At 61.7% G+C, this 3,480-nt stretch carries 4 protein-coding genes and 1 pseudogene; 1 reads left to right on the plus strand and 4 read right to left on the minus strand.

What is annotated here, in order from left to right; all coding sequences use genetic code 11:
- From QT222_RS04310 to QT222_RS04320, 3 genes are all read right to left on the minus strand, one after another.
- On the minus strand, positions 1-450 hold a 450-nt coding region (locus QT222_RS04310), incomplete at its 3' end, for an alpha/beta hydrolase (RefSeq protein WP_491476421.1).
- A complete protein-coding gene (locus tag QT222_RS04315; protein ID WP_491476422.1) occupies positions 447-803 on the minus strand; it encodes a DUF8159 domain-containing protein in 357 nt (118 codons plus the stop codon). The genes QT222_RS04315 and QT222_RS04310, both read right to left, overlap by 4 nt.
- Before the next feature lie 125 nt (positions 804-928).
- Positions 929-1,642, minus strand: coding sequence for a hypothetical protein (locus QT222_RS04320; RefSeq protein ID WP_004060011.1), 714 nt, complete (start codon positions 1,640-1,642; stop codon positions 929-931).
- Between the two features lie 136 nt (positions 1,643-1,778).
- Between QT222_RS04320 and QT222_RS04325 the strand changes: the two genes are divergently transcribed.
- Complete coding sequence (locus QT222_RS04325) at positions 1,779-2,444, plus strand: protein-L-isoaspartate(D-aspartate) O-methyltransferase (RefSeq protein ID WP_491476423.1); 666 nt, start codon at positions 1,779-1,781, stop codon at positions 2,442-2,444.
- 388 nt (positions 2,445-2,832) lie between these two features.
- Here the strand turns inward: QT222_RS04325 and QT222_RS04330 are convergent.
- Positions 2,833-3,480: pseudogene (locus QT222_RS04330) on the minus strand (preprotein translocase subunit SecY); the annotation flags it as partial.

A 3,480-nucleotide genomic window follows, 5' to 3' on the forward strand; every position in this document is an offset into this window, starting at 1 on the left:
GATACGGCCATCTTCGGCCGCTGCTCGGAGCGCATACCCACCGGAGAGACCGGCCCCCCAGAGAATAAGCGAGTTCGCGTCGATTTCGTCCCGTTCGCGGAGTCCTTCGACTGCCGCGTGCCAGTCAGCAATCTGCGAATCGGGGTCAACGAGGTTTCGCGGTTCGCCGTCGGAGTCGCCGGTGTTTCGATAGTCGAAGAGGAACGCGGCGTAGCCCGCTTCAGCCAATCGCTCGGCGTAGGTTCGCAGACCGAACCGACGCTCTGCGGCGAGTTCACCGGCCATAACGACCACCGGCGGGGACTCGACGCCATCAGGTCGGTAGAGCCAGCCGGTGCAGTTTGTCCCCTCGCTTTCGAACGTCAAGGTGACCCGAGAGTACTCGAAATGCGACGGGCGGCGGGGACCGCGAGCGGTGGACTGCTTTCCCCGAAGACGCCACGAACTCACGCGTCTCCCCCCTCGTAGAGGGTGTCGAGGACGCGCTGGGACAGTTCCTCGTCGTCCAGCGTGTAGTCGTTGTACGCCTGAATCCAGTCCGCTTCGAGTCGCCACGTCGCCTGTACGTCGCCCTCGCTTCGAAGAATCGTCGCTTCGACGGTGGTCGGTTCCCACTCGTCGCTCTGGGCGAGTTCGAGGAAGGCGGTGACTGCACGTCCTACCTCCCCGTGGTCGGGTTCGACATCCGGGAATGCCGTGAGGTAGGTCAAAGACACCGACTCGTCGATGGAGAGCGACTCGACGCTGATACCATTACCACGAAGCGCCTCCTCGACGGCGGCCGCCGGTTCGAGGTCGGTCATGCCAAGCGCTACGATACCTGACGGCTAAACGTTTGCCGCGAGACAGGACGGGAACGACCCCAGCATCTGCCGCCAGTGTCTGCCGACCGGTGTCTACTAATCAACATCCGCCGACCAGTGCCCGTCTACACCTGTGCGTCGGCCTGCCGGAGTGCGTCGTGAAGCGAAAAGAGAGGTGCGATGTCGCCAGCGGCGTACTCGGCGAGTAGTCGCGTGAGTTCGGTATGCGTCTGGGTATGGTCGATACCGGCGACGACGCCGTCGACGTAGGCTTCTCCGAGGGCTTCCCCGACGTGTGCGCCTTTGACGTGTTTCTCGTCAATGCCGAGACGGTCGAGATAATTCGAATCGAGCTCGTAGTCGTCGTACCAAACCGTCGGTTGGTCGATGCCTGCCTCCTTGCACGCCTTCCACAGCGCCGGAATATCCCGGTTTTGCCGGACTGCGTGCGGGTAGGCTTCCGCGGCGAGCGTTCCGAGGTCGATATGGTCGGCGAAAAGCGAATCCACGCGGTCCGGGGCGTCAGACCAGACGCCTTCGTCCGCAACTTGCTCGGCCCATGCTCGAAGATGGTGTTCGTCGAAGTACTCGCCGTTGTAGGTGATGACCGGTCCACTTCGGGCCTCGCACCACTCGACGACTTCTCGGAGGAGGCCGGCCGTGTGCTCGACGCTCCAATCACCGTCACGGAGGACGACTTCGACTTCGGGGTCGCCGTCACCGACACAGAAGCCGAGACCGACGGCGACGAGTTCGAAGTCAGCGGTGTTTCGGAAGTCGCTCGGCGTGCCGTTCGGACTGGCCGTCTCGATGTCGAGTGCGAGTCGCCCCTCGTTCATACCTCGGTGGTCGCTATGGGGTGTGAAAAATGACCGGAATCAAGCGTGTTTCCGCGATAGCTATCCAGCCGATGCGCCCCCCGCGAGACAGTCCTTTGTTCCCTCGAGCCGTCGCTAGAGACGAGGGGAACCCGATATGGACGACGACCGAACCGAACAGGCGCGGCGGAGGCTCGTCGCATCGCTCCGCGAGCAGGGCGAACTCTACACGACGAGGGTTGCGAAGGCGATGGAGACCGTCCCGCGGCACAAGTTCGTTCCCGATGCGGTACGCGACCGCGCCTACGCGGACGAACCGCTCGGCATCGGCCACGACCAGGTCGTGACCGCGCCGCACCTCGTTGCACGGATGACCGAACTGCTCGAACCGCGACCGGGACAGCGCGTCCTCGAAATCGGGACGGGAAGCGGCTACCACGCCGCCGTTCTCGCGGAGATTGTCGGCCCCGAGAACGTCTTCACTGTCGAACGAGTTCCCGAACTCGCAGATGCTGCACGGGACGCTCTCGCTCGGACTGACTACGGTGACGTGACGGTGGTCGTCACAGACGGGTCTGGCGGGTTACCCGAACACGCCCCCTTCGATAGAATCAACGTGGCGTCGGTCGCACCGGAAATTCCCGACCCACTTTTCGACCAACTCGCTGACGACGGGCGGATGGTCATTCCACTCGGCCCCCGCAGCGGGTCACAAGAGTTGGTATTAGTAACGAAACAGGATGGGAGAATCGAACGGACGACTTACGGCGGCGTTCGGTTCGTCCCGCTCATCGGAGAACACGGGTTCCCCGACGACGAGTGAGATACGTTGTGCCACACGATAGGGGTGTCCGGTTTTTCAGAGAATATCACAACTTTCTCCCGAGACAATTGTTTCCTATTTAACTAGGTCTTTGGTGGTTGTGTGCATATACCATTATGAGGCCTCAGGCGATGGCGTTGCATGCACGGCACTAACGTCACGCACCCCACTGGTACTTCCACCACCACCCACTACTTTTCGCCGGTCGTTCATCCTCACTCCGTGGACGGGGGCGCGATAGCTTCCGTTTGCACTCGTAACTGAGATCAGCGTAAAACGCCCATCAGGAAACTCTCTCCCTGTCGGAGAAAGCGCTACCGCTCTCGGAGCGTCGTGTTTCTAAGAAAGTGGGTTCGGAAAATCGAGGCCGAGCGGCCTCAGATAACAGCTATTCCGAGCCGAACATGTTGCGCATCATCGGATGCATCTCCATGAGCTGTTCCTCCGCGATCTCCTCGTACAGCTTGTACGTAATGGAGACCGTGAGCAGCAGCCCCGTCCCGGAGACGGCACCGATGGTACCCAGCATGTTGGCCATGACGGCCAAGAGACCGACGAGTGCGCCACCGATGATAGTCACTTGCGGGATGTACCGCTCCATGACCTTCTCGATGACCTGTGGGTTACGTCGGAACCCGGGAATCTGCATCCCGGAGTTCTGAATCTGTCGCGCGGTCGACTCGGGACCCATTCCCGTCGTCTCGACCCAGAACACTGCGAACACCGCACCACCGATGATCATGAATCCGAGGTCGATGAGCACGCGAATCGCAATGTCGAGGGGGTCGGCCGACGTGAGTCCGAGGAACCACATCCAGTCGGAGCGCGACTGGATGGGCGCAACGTAGTAGAACAGGCCACCTGTGACCTGTCCACCCGTGTACTGTCCGAGCCACGCGGGCATCGCCGCCCACTGGTTGTTGAGGATGCGCCCGAGGAACTGAATGTTCGCCTGCAGGGCGCGGACGAGGATCATCGGCAGGACGCTCGCGTAGATGAGTTTGACCGGGAAGCGACCGCGAGCACCCTTCACACG

The organism is Haloferax sp. s1, assembly GCF_058382125.1.